The organism is Szabonella alba, assembly GCF_016765775.1.
Lineage (GTDB): Bacteria > Pseudomonadota > Alphaproteobacteria > Rhodobacterales > Rhodobacteraceae > Szabonella > Szabonella alba.
This window is the reverse complement of record NZ_JAESVN010000004.1, coordinates 332,914-352,678: the sequence shown is the minus strand read 5'-3', so window position 1 is coordinate 352,678 and position 19,765 is coordinate 332,914. Positions and strand designations below refer to the sequence as shown.

Here is a 19,765-nt window from a genome sequence, read left to right as displayed (position 1 = left end):
TGTTGGTCCTTTCAGGTTTCGTCTTGGGTGCGGAAACGCGAGATCGCGAAATCCGCAAGGTTCAGCCGGCTTCTGCCCTGCTGAATGAGATCGGCAATCAGCAGGCCCACGACGGGGCCAAGCTGAAAGCCATGGGCAGAAAAACCGAAAGCGTGAAACAGGCCTTCGGTCGTTGAACTTGGCCCGATCACCGGGATCGCATCGGGCATTTCACCCTCGACCCCCGCCCAGTGCCGCACGATCCGCGCCCCGGCCATCACCGGGAAAAGATCCATCGCCGTGCGCAGGTTGACGGCCAGCCGGTCATGACGCAGCCGGGTCAGGCCGGTGTCCAGATCGGCCTCACCGGAATAGCCGCCGCCGATCATCACCGTACCATTTGCAAATTGCTTGAACGACAGCGGAGCGCCGGAAAACCCCACGACGGGGGAAACGAAGGGCGCCATCGGGGCGGTGATCGTCATCATCGGCGCTGCGGCGCGGATCGGCACGGGTTCCCCCATCGCGGCACAGATCGTCCCGGCCCATGCGCCCGCGCAATTCACCACCCGCGCGGCCCGCAGCGGCCCCTGGGCCGTGTCGATGCGAAAGCCGCCGCCTTCGCGGGCCCCGTCGCGGGTCAGTGCGGTGGCGGCGCGCCCTTCATGGATGCGGACACCCAGCGATTGCGCCTTGCGGCGAAAGGCGGTCGTGGTGCGGTAGGGATTGGCGAACCCGTCCTGCCGTGAGATCAGCGCGCCGGGATGTCCATCGGACAGCGCGGGCAGCAATGCGCGCAATTCATCCGCGCCGATCACCTCTTCATGCGCGAATCCCATGGTCTGCAACCTTGCCACGCGGGCGCGGTTCGCCTCCATATGCGCCTCGGTTCCCGCAACCTTGATCTGGCCCGAGGGCTGAAAGCCGCAATCATCATCGACCAGATCGCCGATGGACCGCCACATCTGCATGGCCAGCACCGACAGCGGCACCTCGGAATAATGCCGCCCCAATTGCCGCACACCCCCGGCATTGACGCCCGAGGCATGACGGCCCACGGCCTCACGCTCCAGGAGTTCGACCTGCAGGCCCGCCCGGGCGCAATGCAGCGCGGTGGCACAGCCATGCAGCCCGCCGCCGATCACCACGACATCGGGACTGCCCACTAGCCGTCCCCCGGTTCCGCATTCGCGATGGCGGCCAGCGGAATGGGTTTCAGCGGCGGTCGGATGCGGAAATAGCCGATCGCATCGGGGCTGACGCCGCGTTCCTCGGCGATGATCGCGGTCACCACCGGGCCGCACATCCGGCCCTGACAGGGGCCCATGCCGCAACGCAGATAGGATTTCACCTGATTGGGGCCCAGCCCCCCTATGGCCACGGCCTCACGGATCTGGCCTGCGGTGATTTCCTCGCAGCGGCAGACGATGGTGGCGTCATCCTTGGGCACCGGGGCCGACGGCGCATAAAGCACTTCCAGAAAGCCGCGCCCCCGGATCAGCGCGTTGAGGCGCGCGCGCAGGGGGGCGGCCTGTGCGTCGCGGGTGGTGGTGTCGATGCGGCCTGCGGCCCGCGCGGCTTCAAGCCCTGCCAGCCTGCCGCCCGCCTCGGCTGCCCATGCCCCACCGATCCCGGCCCCGTCGCCCGCGATCATCAACCCGGGGACCGAGGCATTGCCCCAGTCATCCGTGCGGGGTTCAAAACAGTCCTGCGCCGGGTTCCAGTCATGCGCGCATTCGGTCAGTCGCGTGATCTGCTGGTTGGGGATCACCCCTTCATGCAGCACCACCAGCGAGGTTGTCAGCGTCACCGCCTGTCCCTTGTGACGGAAATGCAGCGCCTCGGCGCGGTCTCGGCCGGTCACTTCCAGATCCGACACGCCCCGATAGATCTGTACGCCCTTGCGGCGCAGCCCCATCAGCATTGCCAGCCCCTTGGACAGATAACCGGTGCCAAGGGCGGCAGGCAGATGCCGGGCGGCGGCCAGATAGCGGGACGATGGCACGGTCTCGACAATCGCCTGCAGCCTGCCGCCCGCCGCAAGGATCTGCCCGGCAATCAGGTAAAGCAGCGGCCCCGAACCGGCCAGCACCGTATCGGCGCCGGGGATCATGCCCGAGGATTTCAGCAGGATCTGAACGCCACCCGCACTCATCACCCCCGGCAGGGTCCAGCCCTTGCGGGTCATGGGCCGTTCGATCGCGCCGGTCGCCATCAGGATCTGTCCGGCATCGGCGCTGGCCGCGCGGTCACCCGACAGATACCAGACCTTGCCCGCCTCGATCTGCCAGACCATAGCGCCCGGCAGATACTCGGCCCCGCTGTCGCGGAATTCGCGCACAAGGGCCGCGCCATGGGCGTAATCCGGCCCCAGCCGGTCGGCACGGGCGGTCTCGGTCAGCGTCACGCGCTCTACCTGCCGGTAAATCTGCCCGCCCGGGGCGGATTGTTCGTCCAGCACCAGCACCGACAGACCGGCACGACGCGCCTCGATGGCTGCTCCCATTCCGGCAGGGCCAGCCCCCACGATCACCAGATCCTGTTTCACAGCCGCACCTCGCGGCTTTGATCCTGACGCCGGACCTGCATGCCGTCCCGCACCTCGACCATGCAGCCCTGACGGTTGGCCTCGCCGTCAATCTCCAGCAGGCAGTCGAAACAGATGCCCATCATGCAATAGGGCAGGCGGGGCTTGCCCTGTTTCGGTGTTGTGCGGAACCGGTCGATCCCGGCGGCCAGCAGGGCGGCGGCCACGCTGTCGCCTTCGCGCGCCTGAACCGGCATCCCGTCAAAGCTGAACTGCACGCTGCGCGCGGCGGTGGGGGTTCTTGTGAAACTCATGCGATCTTGTCCTCGAAACGGGCACCATGGAAAGGGTCCAGCAGCGGCTCCAGCTGGCCTGCGGCGATCTGCACGGCCAGCGATCTGGCATGGGCGGCGGCCAGCGTCACACCGCTGTGGCAGTTGACGACGAAAGCACCGGGATGCGTGGCCGATTGTTCGTAGATCGGATAGCCGTCCGGGGCCATGATCCGAAGCGCCGCCCATTGCCGGACCAGTCCGGCCTGCGCCAGCGCCGGGAACTGCCGGATCGCCCGGGCCGCGATATTGCGGCCGATCCCGACATTGGCCTCGGTCTGAAACCCGACATCCTCATGGCTGTCGCCGATCATCACGGTGCCGTCGCCGGTCTGGCGGACATTCAGTGTCAGCCCACCGAATTTCGGCGCCAGACGTTCGGTGACAAGGATCTGGCCTTTCAGCGGTTTCACCTCGGCCCGCAGCCCGACCATCGGCGCCAGATCGCGGTTGCCCAGCCCTGCGGCCAGAACCACCTTGCCAGCCAGCACACTGGTGCTGCCAGCCTCGATGCGGAAGGCGGACCCTTCGGGCGTGACGCTGGACGCGCCAGCGCCGGTCAGATGGCGCACGCGACCCTTCATCGTGGCGTGGAAGGCGCGCAGCAGCGACAGCGGATTGGCATGGCCGTCATGCGGACACCATGAGGCGCCGATGACCTCTTCCCCCAGACCGGGAAAGATGTTCAGAAGCTGGTTGCGGCGCAGCATCTCGAAATCATAGCCGCCGGGCACCTCACGCCGCATCCGCTCCAGCGATTCGCCGCGCGTGCGGTGTTCGTCCTCGGACATGGTGAAATAGTATCCGCCGGGCTTGTCATATTCGACATCGACGCCGCAGGCGGCCTTCAGATCCTCGGCGAAACCGGGCCACATATCGGCCGAGCGGCGCGACCAATGCGCATATTGCCAGCGCCCGTCACCCTTGCCCTGCACCCAGACCAGCCCGAAATTCCCGCGTGAGGCGCGGAAGGCGACATCGCCCTCATCCAAGAGGGCGACAGACAGCCCCCGTTCCATCAGGCCGAAGGCCACCGCAGACCCCACCAGCCCGCCGCCCACCACGGCGGCATCCACCTTGATTGTCACTGTCATCTTTTCGTTCCCACCAGCAGCCGGTCCAGCCCGTAAAGCCGTTCAAGGATCAGGATCACCGCCAGCGACAGGAAGATGATGACTGCCGAGACCGAGGCGACGATCGGGGTTGTCGTCTGGGTGATATGGTTGAACAGCCGCACTGGCAGCGTGGTCAGCGAGGGCGACGCGATGAAGACCGACACGGTCAGTTCATCAAAACTGGTAATGAAGGCCAGAACCCAGCCCCCCACCATGCCCGGCAGGATCATCGGAAAGGTCACCCGGCGGAAGGTCGTCATGTTCGACGCCCCCAGCGAGATCGCGGCATTTTCCGCCTGCCGGTCCATCCCCGTGACCGAGGCCAGCGTGAGGCGCAGCACGAAGGGCATCACGAAAACCGCATGGCACAGCACCATGCCGTAGAAAGTGCCGGTGATCGAGATTGCCGTCATGAAGCGCAGAAAGGCGATGCCCAGAACCACCGAGGGGATCATCAGGGGCGACAGGAACATCGCCGTCAGAAAGCCGCGCCCGTGGAAATCATAGCGCGCGATGGCCAGCGCCGCAGGCACCGCCGCCACCAGCGACAGGGTTGCCGCCGCAAAGGCAAGGCCCAGCGACAGCCAGAAGCTTTGGATAAAGCCCGAACTGTTCCAGATCTCGCGATACCAGCGCAGCGACCAGTCCGTGGTCGGCGCGTCGATATAGCCAAGTGGCGTGAAGGACACCCAGACCACCACCGCCAGCGGCGCGATCATGAAAAGGATGAACAGCGCGTGAAAGATCAGCGCGAAAGGTCCGTTCTGGTTCATTGGAACACCTGTGCATAACGCCGCTCGATCAGCCGGTTCCAGCCAAGGATCACGGCCATGATCCCCAGCAGCAGGATGATCGCGATGGCCGCCCCGAGGGGCCATTCAAGCGTGTTGAGAAACTCGTCATAGATTGTGGTCGAGGCCACTTTCAGCCGCCGCCCCCCGATGATGGCGGGCGTCGCAAAGGCCGAAGTGGTCAGCGAAAAGACGATCAGCGACCCCGACAGGATGCCGGGGATCACCTGCGGCACGACCACGCGGAAAAACACCTTCGGCTGCGAGGCGCCCAGGGAGGCCGCCGCATTCTCGGTTGCCGGATCGACCTTTTGCAGGACCGCCCAGACCGAGATGATCATGAAGGGGATCATCACATGGATCAGCGCCACGATCACGCCCGTCTCGGTATAGATGAAGGGGATCTTGGCAAGGCCGATCCGCTCCAGCCCTGTATTGACCAGCCCGTTATTGCCCATCAGGATGACCCAGCCCAGCGTGCGCACCACGACCGAGATCAACAGCGGCCCGATGATCGCCACCAGACTGATCGTGCGCCAGGGCGCGCGCATCCGGTTCAGGATATAGGCCTCGGGCACGCCGATCACGATACAGAACAGCGTGACAATCAGCCCATAGCGGAAGGTCCGCCAGAAGATTTCATGGAAATAATCGTCCGAGACCACATCGGCATAGTTGTGCCATGAAAACCCGGTCTGGATGCCTGCGGTATAGTCGAAGCTGTAAAAGCTCAGCAACAGCGTCATGACCAGCGGCACGAACAGCATGACCGCGAACAGCACGAAACCCGGCAGGCTCAGCCAATAGGGGGCGGTGCGGCGGTACAGGGCGGGGGTCATTCCTGCCCCTCCAGATGGCGCAGATGCGCCTCATCCCAGTCGATGCCGACGGTTTCGCCGTTGCGGGCGCGGGCGGCACCGAGGTTCTGTTCATAGGCCAGCAACAGCCCGTGATCTGTGTCCACCTGATAAAGCCAATGCGCCCCGAAGAAGATGCAGGCCGTCACCCGGCCCTGCAATTTGCCCTGACCGGCGGGGACCAGCCTTGTCTTTTCGGGCCGGAGTGAGATTTGCCGCGCCATCTGCGCGGGATCGGGCAGCAGGTTCGACTTGCCAAGGAAGGTTGAGACGAAGCGGCTGGACGGGTTTTCGTAAATCTCATAGGGCGCGCCGATCTGAACGATCCGCCCCCCCTGCATGACCGCGATCCGGTCCGACAGGGCCATCGCCTCATGCTGGTCATGGGTGACAAGCAGCGTGGTGATGCCCAGTTCCTGCTGGATCTGGCGCAGTTCAAGCTGCATGTCCTCGCGCAGTTTCGCATCGAGGTTCGACATCGGTTCATCCAGCAGCAGGATGCGCGGCTCGATCACGATGGCCCGCGCCAGCGCCACGCGCTGTTGCTGACCCCCCGAAAGCTGTTTGGGAAAGCGCGCCTCGAACCCTTTCAGATGCACGATGTCGATGGCCCGCGCGATCCGCTGCGACCGCTCCATCGCGGTGATGCCGCGCATCTCCAGCCCGAAGGCAATGTTCTGGGCCACCGTCAGATGCGGAAACAGCGCATAGGACTGAAAGACGATGCCGATATTGCGTTTGGCCGAGGGGATGGCGACGAGATCCTCGCCCTCGACGGTGATCCGGCCTGCGGTTGGTTCCAGAAACCCCGCGATCATCTGGAGCGTGGTCGTCTTGCCGCAGCCCGAGGGGCCAAGCAGGCTGACGAATTCGCCCTTTTCAATGTCGAGATTGAAATCCTCGACAGCGGTGAAGGTGCCGAAGCGTTTCGACAGTGACGTGAGTTGAAGAAAACCCATCCGTATCGCTTTCTGTTGAGCGTGTTGCAGGCGCGGTCCCGTGACGGACCAAGGTATCGGGCGGTCCGGTGGCAGGACGGTTGCGAAGGCCCGGCGTGGTCGGACCTTCGCGGCCGGGCTTGCCCGGCGTTATGTCAGCGCTCGATCTCGCGCGCCCAGCGGCGGGTCCAGTCCTGCCGGTTTTCATTGGCCAGATCCCAGTCGATGGCGATCAGGTTATCCACCTGTTCGGGGCCGTAAGGCACCCGCGCGGCGGTCTCAGGCGTCAGTTCGACCTTGCGGTTGACCGGACCCCAGCCCTGCGTCTCGGCGAAATGGACCTGATTTTCCGGCTCGATCAGGAAGTTCAGGAAGGCCTGCGCCAGATCGGCATTCGGGCTGTCGGCAATCGGGCAACCCGCGATCATCAGCGCCACGCCGCCCTCGGACGGATAGGCCATCTCCACCGGATAGCCGGTGTCTTGCAAGGAGACGAGACGACCGCTGCCCCAGACCGCCAGAACCACTTCCTCATTCTGGAAGAGTTCGGACATGCGGCCCGGCGAGGCCTCGAAGGCCAGCACATTCGGGCCCACCGTATCGGCGAGATAGGCAAAGCCCGGGTCGATATCGGCCTCACTGCCGCCCTGCATCCGGGCCAGCATGATCAGCGTGTGCAGCCCATAGGTGTTGGAGATTGGCGGGATCGACAGGCGCCCCTTGTATTTTTCATCGGCAAGGTCGTTCCAGCTTGTTGGCGGTTCCCAGCCATTGGCCTCGAACACTTCGGTATTGTAGCCGAAGACCGTGCTGACCACGCCCAGTCCAAGGGCCGTGTCGCCCATCCGCGCGATGTCATAGGCATCGTCGAGATTGGGAATATCGGTGATCGGCCCGCAGAAGCCCAGTTGCATCGCCTGATACATCGGGCCGTCATCCAGCATGACGACATCCAGTTCCTGCGCGCCGCGCTGGGCCTGAAGGCGGGCCAGATTCTCGGTCGAGTTGCCCGCGACATATTCGATGCGCACATCATGCATGGCCTCGAATTCCGGGATGATCTGTTCCTTCATCAGTGTTTCAGTCGAACCGCCGTAGGACCCGAGATAGAGCGTGCGGGTCTGGGCATCGGCATCGGCGGAAATCGCAAGCCCCCCGGCAAGTACGGTGGTGGCGATGAGCAGTCTTTTCATTTTCTGACTCCCTGTCTGGCGTGCTGCTGGAACCCGGATGCATTGCTGGCCCCAGTCTGGGTCCTAGAAAGGTCTTGCCATTGTCATGAAGTCAAATTCATAAATATCAGGTTCTCATAACTTTATGGAATGAACGCCATGCCCACATTGCGACAATTACAGGCATTCAAGGCAGTTATGGAAAGCCGCAGCATCTCTCGCGCGGCGGATGCGCTGCATCTGACCCAGCCTGCGGTCAGCAAACTGATCCAGTCGCTGGAGGCGGAATGCGGATTGCGCCTGTTTGAGCGGCAGCGTCAGCGCGTTCTGCCCACGGCTGAGGCACATCTGTATCTGGACGAGGCGGAGAATCTGTTCCTCAACCTCAGCCGCCTTGGCCGTCTTGCCGAGGATCTCAAGGCGATGGTGCATACCAAGCTGACCATCGCCTGTTACCCAGCACTTGCGATCGACCTGATGCCGCAGGTTCTCAACCGGTTTCAGCGGCAGAATCCGGGCGCGGCCTCGACCCTGCTGATCCGGTCCTCGCCGCGTCTCAGCGATATGGCCATTGCGCAGCAATTCGACCTTGGCATCAGCATGTTGCCGGTCAACCATCCCGATGTGATCTCGGTGCCGCTGCTGCGCGAGAATCTGGTGGTTCTGATGCCGCCCGGACATCACCTTGCCGGGCGCGAGGAGTTGCGCCCCCGCGATCTGGAGGGGGAGGAATTCGTGTCGATGGGCCATGACGACCGGCTGAGCTACAAGATCGACGAATATTTCCTAAAGGCCGGGGTGACGCGGCGCATTGTCGGGCGGGTGGCGCTGGCGGCGGCGGTCTGCGGTTTCGTGCGCGACGGGGCAGGGGTGTCGCTGGTCGGGCCGCTGACCGCGACCGGGCCGGTTGCGGCGGGGGTGAAGGTGGCGCGGCTGCGCCCGCCGATCCATACCGTGTCCAACCTGCTGATCCCCAAGCTGCGCCCGGCCTCGGCGATCCGCGACCAGTTTCTGGCCTATCTGCGCGGCGCGCTGGCCGAACCGCTGCCCGAGGTCACGGCACTGGACTGGGAATTCTAGGCACCGGATAACCACCCCGGTCAGCTGTCCTTGCCCGCTGGATAACCGTGGTCGATCACATGCTGGACGAAGCATTGTTCCAGCAATGAGGTCGCGTGATCGCGCAGGCGCAGAAGATAGATCGGCATCTGCACCAGCGGGCGGAAAGGCCGGATGACCGTGCCTTCGGCCGACGGCACGGCGGCGCTTTCGGCGTCGATCAGGCCGACGCCCAGCCCCCGGTTGACCAGCGCCTTGACCGAAAGCGCCAGTGCCGCCTCGACCCGCATGCGCAGTTCCACCCCGGCGGCGGCAAAATGCGCCTCAAGCTGCTGGGTCACGATATCCTGCCGTGACAGGCCGATGAAATCCTGATTGCGCAGCAATTGCGGGGTAATGACCTCTTCACGCGCCAGTGGATTGTTTTCGGGAATGACGCAGACCACGGGCAGATGCATCAGCAGGGTCCGTTCAATCGACGGATCCTCGATCCGCGATTGCGCGATGCCCAGATCGACATGGCGCTGCCCGACCAGTTGCGCCGTGTGGGGTGAGGAGGAGGCGTGAAAGGACAAGGACGCCTCGGGATATTTCTGCAGGAATCCGGCCACGATCTCGGGCATCCAGCGATGCGACAGGGCCGGAATCACGTTCACGACCAGCCGTTCATGCCGCATCGACCGCAGATCCTGCGCAAAGCGGTTGAGCGAGGCGAGCCCGGTAAAGGACCGCTCCACCTCGGTATAGAAGGCGCGGGCTTCATAGCTGGGCACCAGCCCCTTGGGCGTGCGGGTGAACAGTTTCAGCCCCAGATCAATCTCCAGCAATTGCAGGGATTTCGTGACCGCGGGCTGCGAGACATTCATCAGCGCCGAGGCGCGGGTGATTGACCCCGCCTCCATGATCGCCTTGAAGATCTCGATCTGTCTGAGATTGAGCATCATAACTCCAGGTTATTTCCATGACAATATTATGAATTTTATTTGCATCTGCAAGCGCGATAGCTTTTCCGGAGGCGGGCAGGGAATCACCAATGACAGACCCGCAAAGGCAAAGCCGGAACAGGGTGCGCGGACCGACTGGCGCGCTCTGAATAACCGCAAAACCCACCCGAGCGGCCCTTGGGCCCGGTCTCGGAAACCCGTGTTCGACAAGGAGGACACCCAATGCCCGGAACTATGACGCGTTTCTTCATCAGTGCCGCCACCGCCCTGAGCCTCAGCGTATCGGCAGGCGCGCTTTTCGCTGCCCCAGAGGGGGTCTTGCGCGTGGCGGTCGGGGCCGATCCCGAAACCTTCGATCCGCATTTCAACGACTTGCCGACCGGCAACACGGTCGACAAGCTGGTGCTTGAAGGCTTGTTCCGGCTGGACAATCAGAACAACGTCCTGCCCGAACTGGCCGAGGAATGGGGGTTCTCGGACGATGGCATGACCTTCACCGTGAAGATCAAGCCGGACCGTGTGTTCAGCAATGGCGATCCGCTGGATGCGGCGGCGGTTGCAGCCTCGTTCAACCGCCTGCTGGACCCGGAAGTGGGGGCAATCTATCGCGGGCTTTATTCCTCCATCGGTGAGGCCGTGGCGACCGACGATACGACGGTCGAATTCAAGATGGCCACGCCGAACGGCCATATCCTGCTGCTGCTTTCCTCGACCACGGCAACCATCGTGAACACCAAGGCCATTGAGACGATGGGGGCGGAATACAGCCGCATGCCCGTCGGCAGCGGCCCCTATCTGGTGGAAAGTTTTGTGGGCGGTGAACGCTACCGGCTGGTGCCGAACCCGACCTATCAGGGTGATTACCCGGCAACGCTGGAGGCCATCGACTTTCTGGTCGTGCCCGAGGACGGATCGCGCATGGCCCTGATGGAAACCGGCGAAGTGCATATCGTCGAACGGGTACCACCCGAGGCCGTCGAGACGATCAACGCCTTGCCCCAGGCCGAGGTGATCCAGCCGCCCTCGATGTTCTCGATCAATATGGAACTGGTGCTGCGCGGTCCGCTGGAAGACCCCAAGGTGCGCGAGGCGCTGAACCTGTCGCTGGACCGTGAGGGCATGGTGCAGGGCATTCTGGGGGGCTTGGGCACCGTCTCGGTCGGGATGGTCGGACCGGGCACGCAGGATGAACTCCGCCGCACCTATGATCCCATCCCCTTCGATCCGGTCCGCGCCAAGGAACTGATCGCCGAGGCAGGATACCAGCCCGGGCAGATCGAACTGACCATGACCTGCCCGACGGGCCGCTACATCAAGGATGTGCAGGTCTGTCAGGCAGTACAGGCGCAGTTTCAGGCCATCGGCGTGAACGCCAAGGCCAATATCGTCGATCGCGGCACCTGGTCGAATGTCGCGGCCACGCCGCCTGCCGACCGGACCGACAACATGGCACTGCTGGGCCGGGCGACGGCGGGGATCGACTTCACTCTCTTCCGTCTGTTCAGCACCGGGGTCAGCGCCAATACGACCGGGTTCAGCGATCCCAAGGTGGACGAGTTGCTGCTGGCCGGACGCTCGACCACAGATATCGACAAGCAGCGCGAGATCTATGGCGAGATCCAGGACATCATCTGGGACACCCAGCCCTTTGTCTTCCTGTGGTATCAGAAACAGGCGCTGGGCGTGGCCGACAGCGTGTCGGGCTTTGAGGTCCAGCCGAACGAGACGATGAATTTCGATCAGGTCCGCCTGACCGAGTGATCGTTCGTTCATCCCGAAGCCCTTATTCGGAGACAGGGAAATGTTTGTCCTGAACCGGCTTGCAGCCGCTTTGCCAACACTGTTCATCGTGTCCCTGCTGGTGTTCTGGTTCGTGGACCTCATTCCCGGCGACCCGGCGAGAATTCTCGCCGGGCCGATGGCCAGTCAGGACGAGGTCGAGGTCATCCGCGACCGGATGGGCCTGAATGAGCCCGGCCCCCAGCGTTATCTGCACTTTGTCGGGGGGCTGTTCGATCCCGATATCGCTGTCTCGCTGCGCACCGGCCGCCCCGTTGCGACCGAGATCAGCGAACGGCTGCCCAATACGCTGATCATCGCCATCGGCGGGCTGGCGCTGGGCGTGATCCTCGGTACCACCACCGGCATCATCTGCGCGCTGCGTCAGGGCACATGGGTGGATACCGTCATCACCATCCTGACGCTGGGGGGCATTTCGATGCCGATCTACTGGCTGGGCCTTTTGTGCATCTGGCTTTTTGCGGTGCATCTGGGCTGGCTTCCGGCGGCAGGGGCGGAAAGCTGGCGGCATTTCGTCCTGCCGATCCTTGCCGTGGCCACCCGGCCCGCCGCGACCTTCAGCCGTCTGGTGACCGCAAGCCTTTTGGAGGTGATGGGCCGGGACTATCTGGATACCGCGCGCTCCAAGGGCCTGACGGAGGCACAGGTGATCCTGCGCCATGCGCTGCGCAATTCGCTTGTGGCGGCGGTCAGCGTGGCGGGCGTGCAGTTCGGCGCGATGCTGGGCGGATCGGTCATCACCGAAACCGTGTTCGGCATTCCCGGCATCGGGCGGCTCTTGGTCGATGCGGTGTCGCGGGCCGATTACCCGGTCATCCAGTATTCCATCCTGATGTTCGCCTTCTTCTTCGTGGTCATCAACCTTGTGACGGATCTCATCACGCTTTGGCTGGATCCGCGCATGCGTCAGAATGTGAGGGCCCGCTGATGCGCCGTTCCGAACCCGCAATCGCCCCGCAGATGCAGGTCACCGCCGGCACCCTGCCACAGGCGCCCGAGATCGCCCCCGCCCCCCCGCGCTGGAGCCAGTTGCGCCAGATCCTGCGGCAGCCCAAGGGCATGATCGGCCTTGCGCTGGTGCTGTTCTATGCCGTGATCGCCCTTTTCGCGCCCTGGATCGCGACGCATGACCCTTATGCGCAAAGCTTCATCGCGACTTTGCAACCTCCGTCCTCAACGCATTGGTTCGGCACGGATGAACTGGGCCGCGATGTCTTCAGCCGGATCGTGACAGGTGCCCGAACCTCACTGGGCATCGGGATCGGCGGCGTGCTGGTCGCCTTCGTGATCGGTGTGCCGCTGGGGGTGCTGTCAGCCTGGCGCGGTGGGAAGATCGACTTTTTGACCATGCGTGCCGTCGATGTGATGCTGTCCTTTCCCGATATCGTCTTTGCACTGGCCGTGGTGGCGGTGCTGGGGGCCAGCACGCAGAATGTGATCTTCGCCGTCGGTCTGGTATCCGTTCCCGTCTTTGCGCGGACCGCGCGGGCGGTGACGCTGTCGACCCTGGCCGAACCCTATATCGAGGGCAGCGTTTCGCTGGGATGCTCCCCCACCCGGGTCGTGTTGCGCCATGTTCTGCCCAATATCGCGGGCATCCTGCTGACGCTGTCCAGCCTCTTGTTCGCCTCGACGCTGCTGACCGCTTCGGGCCTGGGTTTTCTCGGGCTGGGGACGCAGCCGCCCAATCCCGAATGGGGCACGATGCTGGGCGAAAGCCGGTCCTATATCCGCACCCATCCGCATCTGGCGACCTTTGCGGGGTTGTTTCTGGCGGTGTCGGCGCTGGCCTTCAACCTGCTGGGTGAGGCACTGCGCAGTGTCTATGACCCCAGCGCGCCCAAGGTGCAGAAACGCGGGGCAGGGGCATGGATGAACGGGGCGCGGGGCATTGCGCAGCGCCTGTCTGACGCCGATGCCGCGGCCAGTGCGGCCCCGGTCGAGACGCGCAATCTGCATGTCGCCTATCTGACGGAAGATGGACCGCTGGAAGTGGTGCGCGGCGTGTCGCTGCGGATCGAGGCAGGGCGGACGCTGGCAATCGTCGGCGAAAGCGGATCGGGCAAAAGCACCCTGTTGCGGGCCATCGCCACGCTGCTGCCGCAGGGACGTGCCGCGATCAGTGGCGGCAGTGTGACGGTCGGCGGTCAGCAGGTCGAACGACTGAACACCCGCCAGATCCGCGAGTTGCGGCGCCAGAAGATCGGGGTCGTGTTTCAGGATGCGGCCAGCGCGCTGAACCCGGTTCTGACCATCGGCGACCAGATCGGTGAGGCCTTGCGCACCGGCAGCAGCCTGTCGCCTGACGAGATCCGGTCGCGCAGCATCGCCTTGCTGGAGGACGTCAATATCTCGGACCCGGAAAAGCGGCTTGCCATGTATCCGCATCAGTTTTCCGGCGGCATGAAGCAGCGCATCATCATCGCGATGGCGCTGGCGCAGGATCCGCAGGTGTTGCTGGCGGATGAACCGACAAGCGCACTGGATGTCACGATCCAGCAACAGATCCTTGCGCTGCTGCGGGACATGCAGCGCAAGCGCGGCATGGCGATCCTGCTGGTCACCCATGATCTGGGGCTTGTTGCGCGCTATGCCGATGATGTGGGCGTGATGTATGCGGGCCGCATCGTCGAGGCGGGCGAGGTGGCCGAGGTGTTCCGCGCGCCGCGCCATCCCTACACGCTGTCGCTGCGCGACTCCGCGCCTTCGGTTGCTGCCGCGCGCGGGTTGCGCAGCCTGCCCGCCATTCCGGGTGAGCCGCCGAATATCGGCAAGCTGCCCGATGGCTGTGCCTTCCGGCCCCGCTGTGGCCGCTGTGACGGGCGCAGTCTTTGCGCCGAGGCGGTGCCGGAGCTGCGCCCTGTCGGGGCCCAGACCACCGCCTGCCACTTTGCCGAGGAGACCGGGGCATGACCGATCTGACCCTTTCCGGCGATGCCATCACCGCCCGCGATCTGAAAGTGCATTTCCCGGTGCGGGGCGGGCTGTTCTCCCGCCGGGTGCTGCCGCCGGTCCGCGCGGTGGATGGCGTATCCTTCCGCATCCCGCGCGGCAGTTGCTTTGCCATCGTGGGCGAATCCGGTTCGGGCAAAAGCACGCTGGCCCGCGCCATTGTCGGCCTGCTGCGCGCGACCGAGGGCGAGGTGGTGATGGACGGCACCGATCTTGCCGCACTGGACGATGCGCAGCGCCGCCAGATGCGCCGCAAGGTGCAACTGGTGCTGCAGGATCCGCATGCCTCCCTTGATCCACGCATGACCGTGCGTGCCACGCTGCGTGAGGCGCTGATCGTGCATGACCTGTGCCGCGACCGCGACGAACAGGACCGCCGCATCGAAGAGGTGGTCCGTCAGGTCGGTCTCAGCATCAGCCATCTGGACCGCTATCCCAATGCGCTTTCGGGTGGGCAGCGCCAGCGCGTCGCCATCGCCCGGGGGGTGATCTGCAAACCCACCGTTCTGGTGCTGGATGAACCTGTCTCGGCGCTGGATGTGTCGGTGCAGGCGCAGATTATCAACCTGCTGATGGATCTGCAAAAGGCGCTGGATCTGACCTATGTCATCATCACGCATGACCTGTCGCTGGTCGGCTTCATGGCTGATGATGTCGGCGTGATGTATCTGGGCCGTTTTGTCGAAATCGGCCCGGCCCGGCAGGTCTGCAACCATCCGGTCCACCCCTATACCCGCAGCCTGCTGGCCGCCGTCGCGGGTGTCGATCCCGAGCATGAGAAATCCCGCCCCGTCGAGATCCTGCAAGGCTCGGTTCCCAGTCCGGTGGCCATGCCGCCCGGCTGCACCTTCCATACCCGTTGCCCGCTGGCCCGTGATCTGGGCCCGCGTTTGCCCCCGGGCGAACGTGTCACGGTCGAGGGCAGCGCGATCCCGGCCCTATGCGCCGCTGAGGTTCCCGAACCGCGCCAGCCCGGAGCCGAACCCGTCGCCGTGACCTGCCATTTCGCCGGCTCCGGCCAGCCCCCCGAAACCGCCGCAACCGATGCGGCAGATCTGCAAGACAAAGGACGTTGAACAGCATGACAACCACATCCGGAAGTTTCGATTTCGTCATCGTGGGCGGTGGCATCTATGGGGCCAGCCTTGCCCATGACCTGTCCCATGCGGGCAAAAGCGTTCTGCTGCTTGAGGCGGGAGAGGTCGCGGATGGCGCCTCGGGCGGTCCCGGGGAACGCGGTGTGCGCGCCAATGGCCGCGACATCCGCGAATTGCCCATCGTCTCGGTCTCGCTGGAACGCTGGCGGCAGTTTCAGGAAACCATCCAAGGCGGCGTAGGCTATCGCCGGGTCGGCGGGCTGACCATCATCGACAAGCCTTACGGCCAGCGGGAACATGAAATCCGGGGCGTGATGGAGGCCCGCGCGGCGGTGCAGACCGCGCTTGGCAATCCGACGCAATTCCTGTCGCGGGATGAGACGCTGGCCAAGGAGCCGGAACTTTCGCCGGGCATTCTGGGCGCGCTCTGGTGTCCCAATGACGGGGTGGGCGATCATACTTTCGCGACACAGCAATTCGCGCGTCAGGCCGAAAAACTGGGTGCGGTGGTGCGTCGCGGCGTCAAGGTGGTCGAGATCCTGCATCGCAATACTGCCGCGACCGGCGTGAAACTGGCCGATGGTGAGATTGTCCCGGTGACCGGGCAACTGATCCTGACGGCCAATGCGGGCACCAAGGCGCTGCTGGCGCCCGTTCTGCGCAAGGACGAACTGACCCCGGTGTTCAATCTGATGCCGCAGATGATGTATGTGACCAATCCCGAACAGCGCAAAGTCAACCATCTGCTGGGCCATATGCACCGCCGCCTTGCGATCAAGCAGCTTCCCGATGGCACGATCATGCTGTCGGGCGGCGTCTCGGTGACCCATGATGCCGAGGGCAGGCTGGAAGGCTCGCTCAGCGCGACCGCGATCAACCTGAACGATGCGATTCAGACCATGCCCTTCATCGACCGGTCCAAATTCGTTTCGGTCGATGCATCGCGCGCCGATACGGTTGCGGTGGACAATATCCCGATCGTGGACAAGCCTGCGAACCTGACCAACACGATTTACGGCTATGCCTGGTCAGGCCACGGCTTTGCCATCTCGCTGGGCTTCACCCATTACATCACGCAATGGGCGCTGAGCGGCGAGAAACCGGCCGAGCTTGACCCCTTCACCGTGCGCCGCTTCGTCGATCCGTCCATGACGACCAATGCCGTGCTGGACGATCTGCGCCGCAGCTTCCGCGCCGCCTGATCCCACAATCCCGCGTGCCGCCGGTGATGTCCGGCGGCACCAGACCCTTTGCAAGAATGGAGTTCCCGATGCTCGACGGTTTCAACCCCGATGCGCCCGGCAAAACGATCCTCGATCTGACTGCGATCACCCCCGGTATCGACGGGCTGCAGGAGGATGTGATCTGCACGATCAACAATGGCGAGGGGCCGCGCGTGATCCTGTGCGGCGGCATCCATGGCGATGAATACGAGGCGCAGATCGTGCTGCGCCAGCTTGTCAACGAGATCCAGCCCCAGGATGTGCGCGGGCGGCTGATCATCATCCCGACGATCAACCCGTCCGCATCCCAGCGCGGCCAGCGCATTTCCCCCGAGGACGGGCAGAACATGAACCGGACCTTTCCGGGCAAGGCGGAGGGCAGCGTGACCGAGCGCATGTCGGCCTTCCTGCATGATGTCGTCTTCCCGCAGGCCGATCTTCTGGTCGATGTCCATGCGGGCGGGGGGGATTACAATGTCGTTCCCATGGTTTTCGGCTTCACCTCGGATAAATGCAGCATCGACAATGCGGCGCTGGAAGGCATCCTCGACAGCTGGGGTTATCCCTATATCGAATATGTCGAAGGCATTGCCAGCACTTCGGCAGGGGCATCGCCGCTGGCCGGTGTCGCCTCGGTCGAGATCGAGGGCGGCGGCGGCGGTGCCGTGCGGACCGAAGAGGTGGCGATCATGCGCGACGGCATCCTGCGCGGGCTGAAGGCTTATGGCGTGCTGACCAAGGGCGCGGAAAGCCCAGGCAATTCCACCGCGATCCGCGTCGATGTCCGCAAGGACAACAACCACATGGCCGAGGGTGACGGCATCGTGGAACATCGCGTGCCGCTCGGGGCCGAGGTGGCGACGGGTGATCTGCTGGCGGTGATCCATCCCGCCCATGGCCGCACTGGCACCCCGGTCGAGATCCGCGCCAAGGGGCCGGGGATCGTCCTGCGCCAGCGGGCGCGGTTTTTCATCCGCAAGGGCGAACTGATCTGCAACACCGGCACGCTGCGGGCCTGACGACGCTCCCCGTCACTTGCAGCTTGCCGTGCGGGACGGTGCCGCCGGGTCGGAATGACCCCGGCGGCACCGGATCCTGCCGCAAATACCTTAAAAACGCGAAGGACGGTTCAAGGCCACGCTGCCCAGCACATGATCGGTCAGCCCCTGACCACGTGCGCTGAACAGCATCAGCGCGACTGACAGGATCTGCGGCAGCACCATCGAAAAGCTGATCACATAGCCCGCCGTATGCAGCAGCGCCGTCATACCGTCGAAGGTCGTGCCGTCGGCGCGGCGGAACTCGATCCCCGTCAGGCGCATCCCCGGCGTGGCCGAACCTCGCGCAATCGACAGCCAGCGATAGAAAAAGCTGACCACCGCATAGAGAAGTGGCAGGAAGAACAGCCCGGTAAAGGCGGTGAAGGGCACGATCAGCGCGGTCAGCAATGCCGCCAGCAGCGTATCGACCAGCCAGGCCATGCCGCGTTTCGCGGCGACACCGGCATAGAATTCGGGCTGATGGTCGGGGTCGGGAAGCATCATCGGGTCACCGGATCAGGAATAGGGGTCAGGATGGGATCGAAGGGTCGGGGCAGGGTCCGGCCTCTCGGGCCGCTTTGGAGGGGCGTGGTGGCGGTCTGTCCGCAGGGCATGGCAAGACCGCGTTGCGGCGCCTTTGGCAATGGGGAAACGGAAAACCGGCATTGCGGTTCCCTTCGGCTGTGCCCAAGGGCGGGTCTTCATGGCAAAGTCCCGCCCGGCGGACCGGGCGGGCGCGGGCATCCCGTCAGGGCGCAACAATCAGAGCCGGTCAATAGGCCGCGATATCCTTGCGGGTCGCGTCATCCTTGGGCTCGGCGTCGGCCTTCGCATCACTGTTGGCCCGGGCGCGGTCTTCCATGAAGGCATCGAATTCCTGCTTGTCGCGGGCATCGCGCAGCCGCTTCAGGAAAGCCTCGAAGGCGACCTGTTCTTCCTCAAGACGGCGGATCGTTTCGCTGCGGTAGGCGTCAAAGGCGCTGTTGCCGCTGTTGGCGGACTTGAAGGAATGCGAGGTGCGGGTGGCGCAGCCGTTGAATTTGAACATGCTTTTGCTCCAGCGATTGGTCCAGGTGATATAGGCCAGCAGCGCAAGGCCGACCGGCCAGAAGAAGATGAAGCCAAGGATCATGGCCACGATCCAGCCGGCGCGGCCGCGATCATCAAGCCAGGCCTCGGCGCGGCGCAGCGGGCGGGTCAGGCCGCCGGTCGTCGTGTTAGTCGCGGTATAGGTCATGCGCGTCTCTCCGTTGGGGTGATGTTTAGTCCATTCACATTACGAAGATTGCCATGACAGGTCGTTATTTCAAGGGTTCATGTTAAAGTTTTTTACATCGAGGAGGTGTTTGATGGGTTGTTATTTTAATGATTTGTTATTGAACAGAAAAATCTTCAATCAGCAAGCCGCATGCGGGCGCTAGCAGCGCCGGACCGGCGGCAAAGACATGCAGCGGCGTGCCCGCAGCCGCCCAGACCGTCGCGAAATCGGTCAGCCGCCGGTCAAAGAAACCGCGCGGCGGAGTCAGATGCCCCAGAGGGGCGACACCGCCGATGGCAAAGCCTGTCACCTGCCGGATCTGCGTCGCCTCGGCCTGTCCCAAGGGTTCCCCAGACAGTTCAGCGGCGCGGCCCATCTCGACGCGCCGCCCGCCCGCCGTGACGAACAGCCAGAGCGCGCCCGAACTTTCCCCCCGGAACAGGATCGACTTGGCGATCTGGTCGATCTCGCACCCGATGGCCTCGGCGGCCAGCGCGGCGGTGCGGCTTTCCTGCCCCGCTTCGCGGATCGTGTCGGCCAGCCCCGCCGCGACCAGCGCGCGGCGCACGCGTTCAAGGCTTTTTCCCATGGATCCTGTCCTTTCGGTTCTGTGTCGCTTTTATTCCGGCAGGCGGCGCGGGCCGCAAGGCCCGGCCCGCTTGGGCACTGCGCAGGGCGATT

19 protein-coding genes are annotated in these 19,765 nt (G+C 64.1%); 7 read left to right on the top strand and 12 right to left on the bottom strand.

Annotated features, from left to right (window positions below; all coding sequences use genetic code 11):
• Positions 1–11: 11 nt before the first annotated feature.
• The 8 genes from JL811_RS11865 to JL811_RS11830 all read right to left on the bottom strand — a co-directional run bounded on the left by JL811_RS11865 (position 12) and on the right by JL811_RS11830 (position 7,732).
• Positions 12–1,145 carry an FAD-dependent oxidoreductase gene (locus JL811_RS11865; protein ID WP_202688829.1) on the bottom strand — a complete coding sequence of 378 codons (1,134 nt, stop codon included), beginning with the start codon at positions 1,143–1,145 and terminating at the stop codon, positions 12–14.
• Complete coding sequence (locus JL811_RS11860; protein ID WP_202688828.1) at positions 1,145–2,527, bottom strand: FAD-dependent oxidoreductase; 1,383 nt, start codon at positions 2,525–2,527, stop codon at positions 1,145–1,147. The genes JL811_RS11865 and JL811_RS11860 overlap by 1 nt, the downstream gene beginning before the upstream one ends.
• Positions 2,524–2,820, bottom strand: a complete 297-nt coding sequence (locus JL811_RS11855; protein ID WP_202688827.1) for a (2Fe-2S)-binding protein — start codon at positions 2,818–2,820, stop codon at positions 2,524–2,526. Before JL811_RS11855 ends, JL811_RS11860 begins: the two co-directional genes overlap by 4 nt.
• Complete coding sequence (locus JL811_RS11850) at positions 2,817–3,932, bottom strand: NAD(P)/FAD-dependent oxidoreductase (protein ID WP_202688826.1); 1,116 nt, start codon at positions 3,930–3,932, stop codon at positions 2,817–2,819. Before JL811_RS11850 ends, JL811_RS11855 begins: the two co-directional genes overlap by 4 nt.
• The gene (locus tag JL811_RS11845; protein WP_202688825.1) at positions 3,929–4,726 is read right to left on the bottom strand and encodes an ABC transporter permease; all 798 of its coding nucleotides are present in this window, start codon (positions 4,724–4,726) and stop codon (positions 3,929–3,931) included. Before JL811_RS11845 ends, JL811_RS11850 begins: the two co-directional genes overlap by 4 nt.
• Positions 4,723–5,583, bottom strand: a complete 861-nt coding sequence (locus JL811_RS11840; protein WP_202688824.1) for an ABC transporter permease — start codon at positions 5,581–5,583, stop codon at positions 4,723–4,725. Before JL811_RS11840 ends, JL811_RS11845 begins: the two co-directional genes overlap by 4 nt.
• Positions 5,580–6,560, bottom strand: a complete 981-nt coding sequence (locus JL811_RS11835; protein ID WP_202688823.1) for an ABC transporter ATP-binding protein — start codon at positions 6,558–6,560, stop codon at positions 5,580–5,582. Before JL811_RS11835 ends, JL811_RS11840 begins: the two co-directional genes overlap by 4 nt.
• A 134-nt stretch (positions 6,561–6,694) precedes the next feature.
• A complete protein-coding gene (locus JL811_RS11830; RefSeq protein WP_202688822.1) occupies positions 6,695–7,732 on the bottom strand; it encodes an ABC transporter substrate-binding protein in 1,038 nt (345 codons plus the stop codon).
• 129 nt (positions 7,733–7,861) lie between these two features.
• On the opposite strand from JL811_RS11830, the gene JL811_RS11825 reads away from it, so the two are divergent.
• Complete coding sequence (locus JL811_RS11825) at positions 7,862–8,791, top strand: LysR substrate-binding domain-containing protein (protein ID WP_337924744.1); 930 nt, start codon at positions 7,862–7,864, stop codon at positions 8,789–8,791.
• A gap of 20 nt (positions 8,792–8,811) precedes the next feature.
• Here JL811_RS11825 and JL811_RS11820 read toward each other — a convergent pair whose 3' ends face one another.
• Positions 8,812–9,711 carry a LysR substrate-binding domain-containing protein gene (locus JL811_RS11820; protein WP_202688820.1) on the bottom strand — a complete coding sequence of 300 codons (900 nt, stop codon included), beginning with the start codon at positions 9,709–9,711 and terminating at the stop codon, positions 8,812–8,814.
• A gap of 225 nt (positions 9,712–9,936) precedes the next feature.
• Here JL811_RS11820 and JL811_RS11815 point away from each other — a divergent pair, with 225 nt between their 5' ends.
• The 6 genes from JL811_RS11815 to JL811_RS11790 all read left to right on the top strand — a co-directional run bounded on the left by JL811_RS11815 (position 9,937) and on the right by JL811_RS11790 (position 17,805).
• Positions 9,937–11,475, top strand: a complete 1,539-nt coding sequence (locus tag JL811_RS11815) for an ABC transporter substrate-binding protein (protein WP_202688819.1) — start codon at positions 9,937–9,939, stop codon at positions 11,473–11,475.
• 40 nt (positions 11,476–11,515) lie between these two features.
• Positions 11,516–12,442, top strand: coding sequence for an ABC transporter permease (locus tag JL811_RS11810; RefSeq protein WP_202688818.1), 927 nt, complete (start codon positions 11,516–11,518; stop codon positions 12,440–12,442).
• Positions 12,442–14,427, top strand: a complete 1,986-nt coding sequence (locus JL811_RS11805) for a dipeptide/oligopeptide/nickel ABC transporter permease/ATP-binding protein (RefSeq protein ID WP_202688817.1) — start codon at positions 12,442–12,444, stop codon at positions 14,425–14,427. Before JL811_RS11810 ends, JL811_RS11805 begins: the two co-directional genes overlap by 1 nt.
• Positions 14,424–15,542, top strand: coding sequence for an ABC transporter ATP-binding protein (locus tag JL811_RS11800; protein ID WP_202688816.1), 1,119 nt, complete (start codon positions 14,424–14,426; stop codon positions 15,540–15,542). Before JL811_RS11805 ends, JL811_RS11800 begins: the two co-directional genes overlap by 4 nt.
• Before the next feature lie 5 nt (positions 15,543–15,547).
• Positions 15,548–16,765, top strand: a complete 1,218-nt coding sequence (locus JL811_RS11795; RefSeq protein ID WP_202688815.1) for an NAD(P)/FAD-dependent oxidoreductase — start codon at positions 15,548–15,550, stop codon at positions 16,763–16,765.
• A 68-nt stretch (positions 16,766–16,833) separates the two neighbouring features.
• Complete coding sequence (locus tag JL811_RS11790; RefSeq protein ID WP_202688814.1) at positions 16,834–17,805, top strand: M14 family metallopeptidase; 972 nt, start codon at positions 16,834–16,836, stop codon at positions 17,803–17,805.
• 90 nt (positions 17,806–17,895) lie between these two features.
• Here JL811_RS11790 and JL811_RS11785 read toward each other — a convergent pair whose 3' ends face one another.
• The 3 genes from JL811_RS11785 to JL811_RS11775 all read right to left on the bottom strand — a co-directional run bounded on the left by JL811_RS11785 (position 17,896) and on the right by JL811_RS11775 (position 19,673).
• Positions 17,896–18,330 carry an RDD family protein gene (locus tag JL811_RS11785; protein ID WP_202688813.1) on the bottom strand — a complete coding sequence of 145 codons (435 nt, stop codon included), beginning with the start codon at positions 18,328–18,330 and terminating at the stop codon, positions 17,896–17,898.
• Positions 18,331–18,598: 268 nt separating this feature from the next.
• Positions 18,599–19,063: a DUF2852 domain-containing protein gene (locus JL811_RS11780; protein ID WP_202688812.1), complete on the bottom strand. Its 465-nt coding sequence runs from the start codon at positions 19,061–19,063 to the stop codon at positions 18,599–18,601.
• 136 nt (positions 19,064–19,199) lie between these two features.
• Complete coding sequence (locus JL811_RS11775; RefSeq protein ID WP_202688811.1) at positions 19,200–19,673, bottom strand: YbaK/EbsC family protein; 474 nt, start codon at positions 19,671–19,673, stop codon at positions 19,200–19,202.
• Between the last annotated feature and the right edge of the window lie 92 nt (positions 19,674–19,765).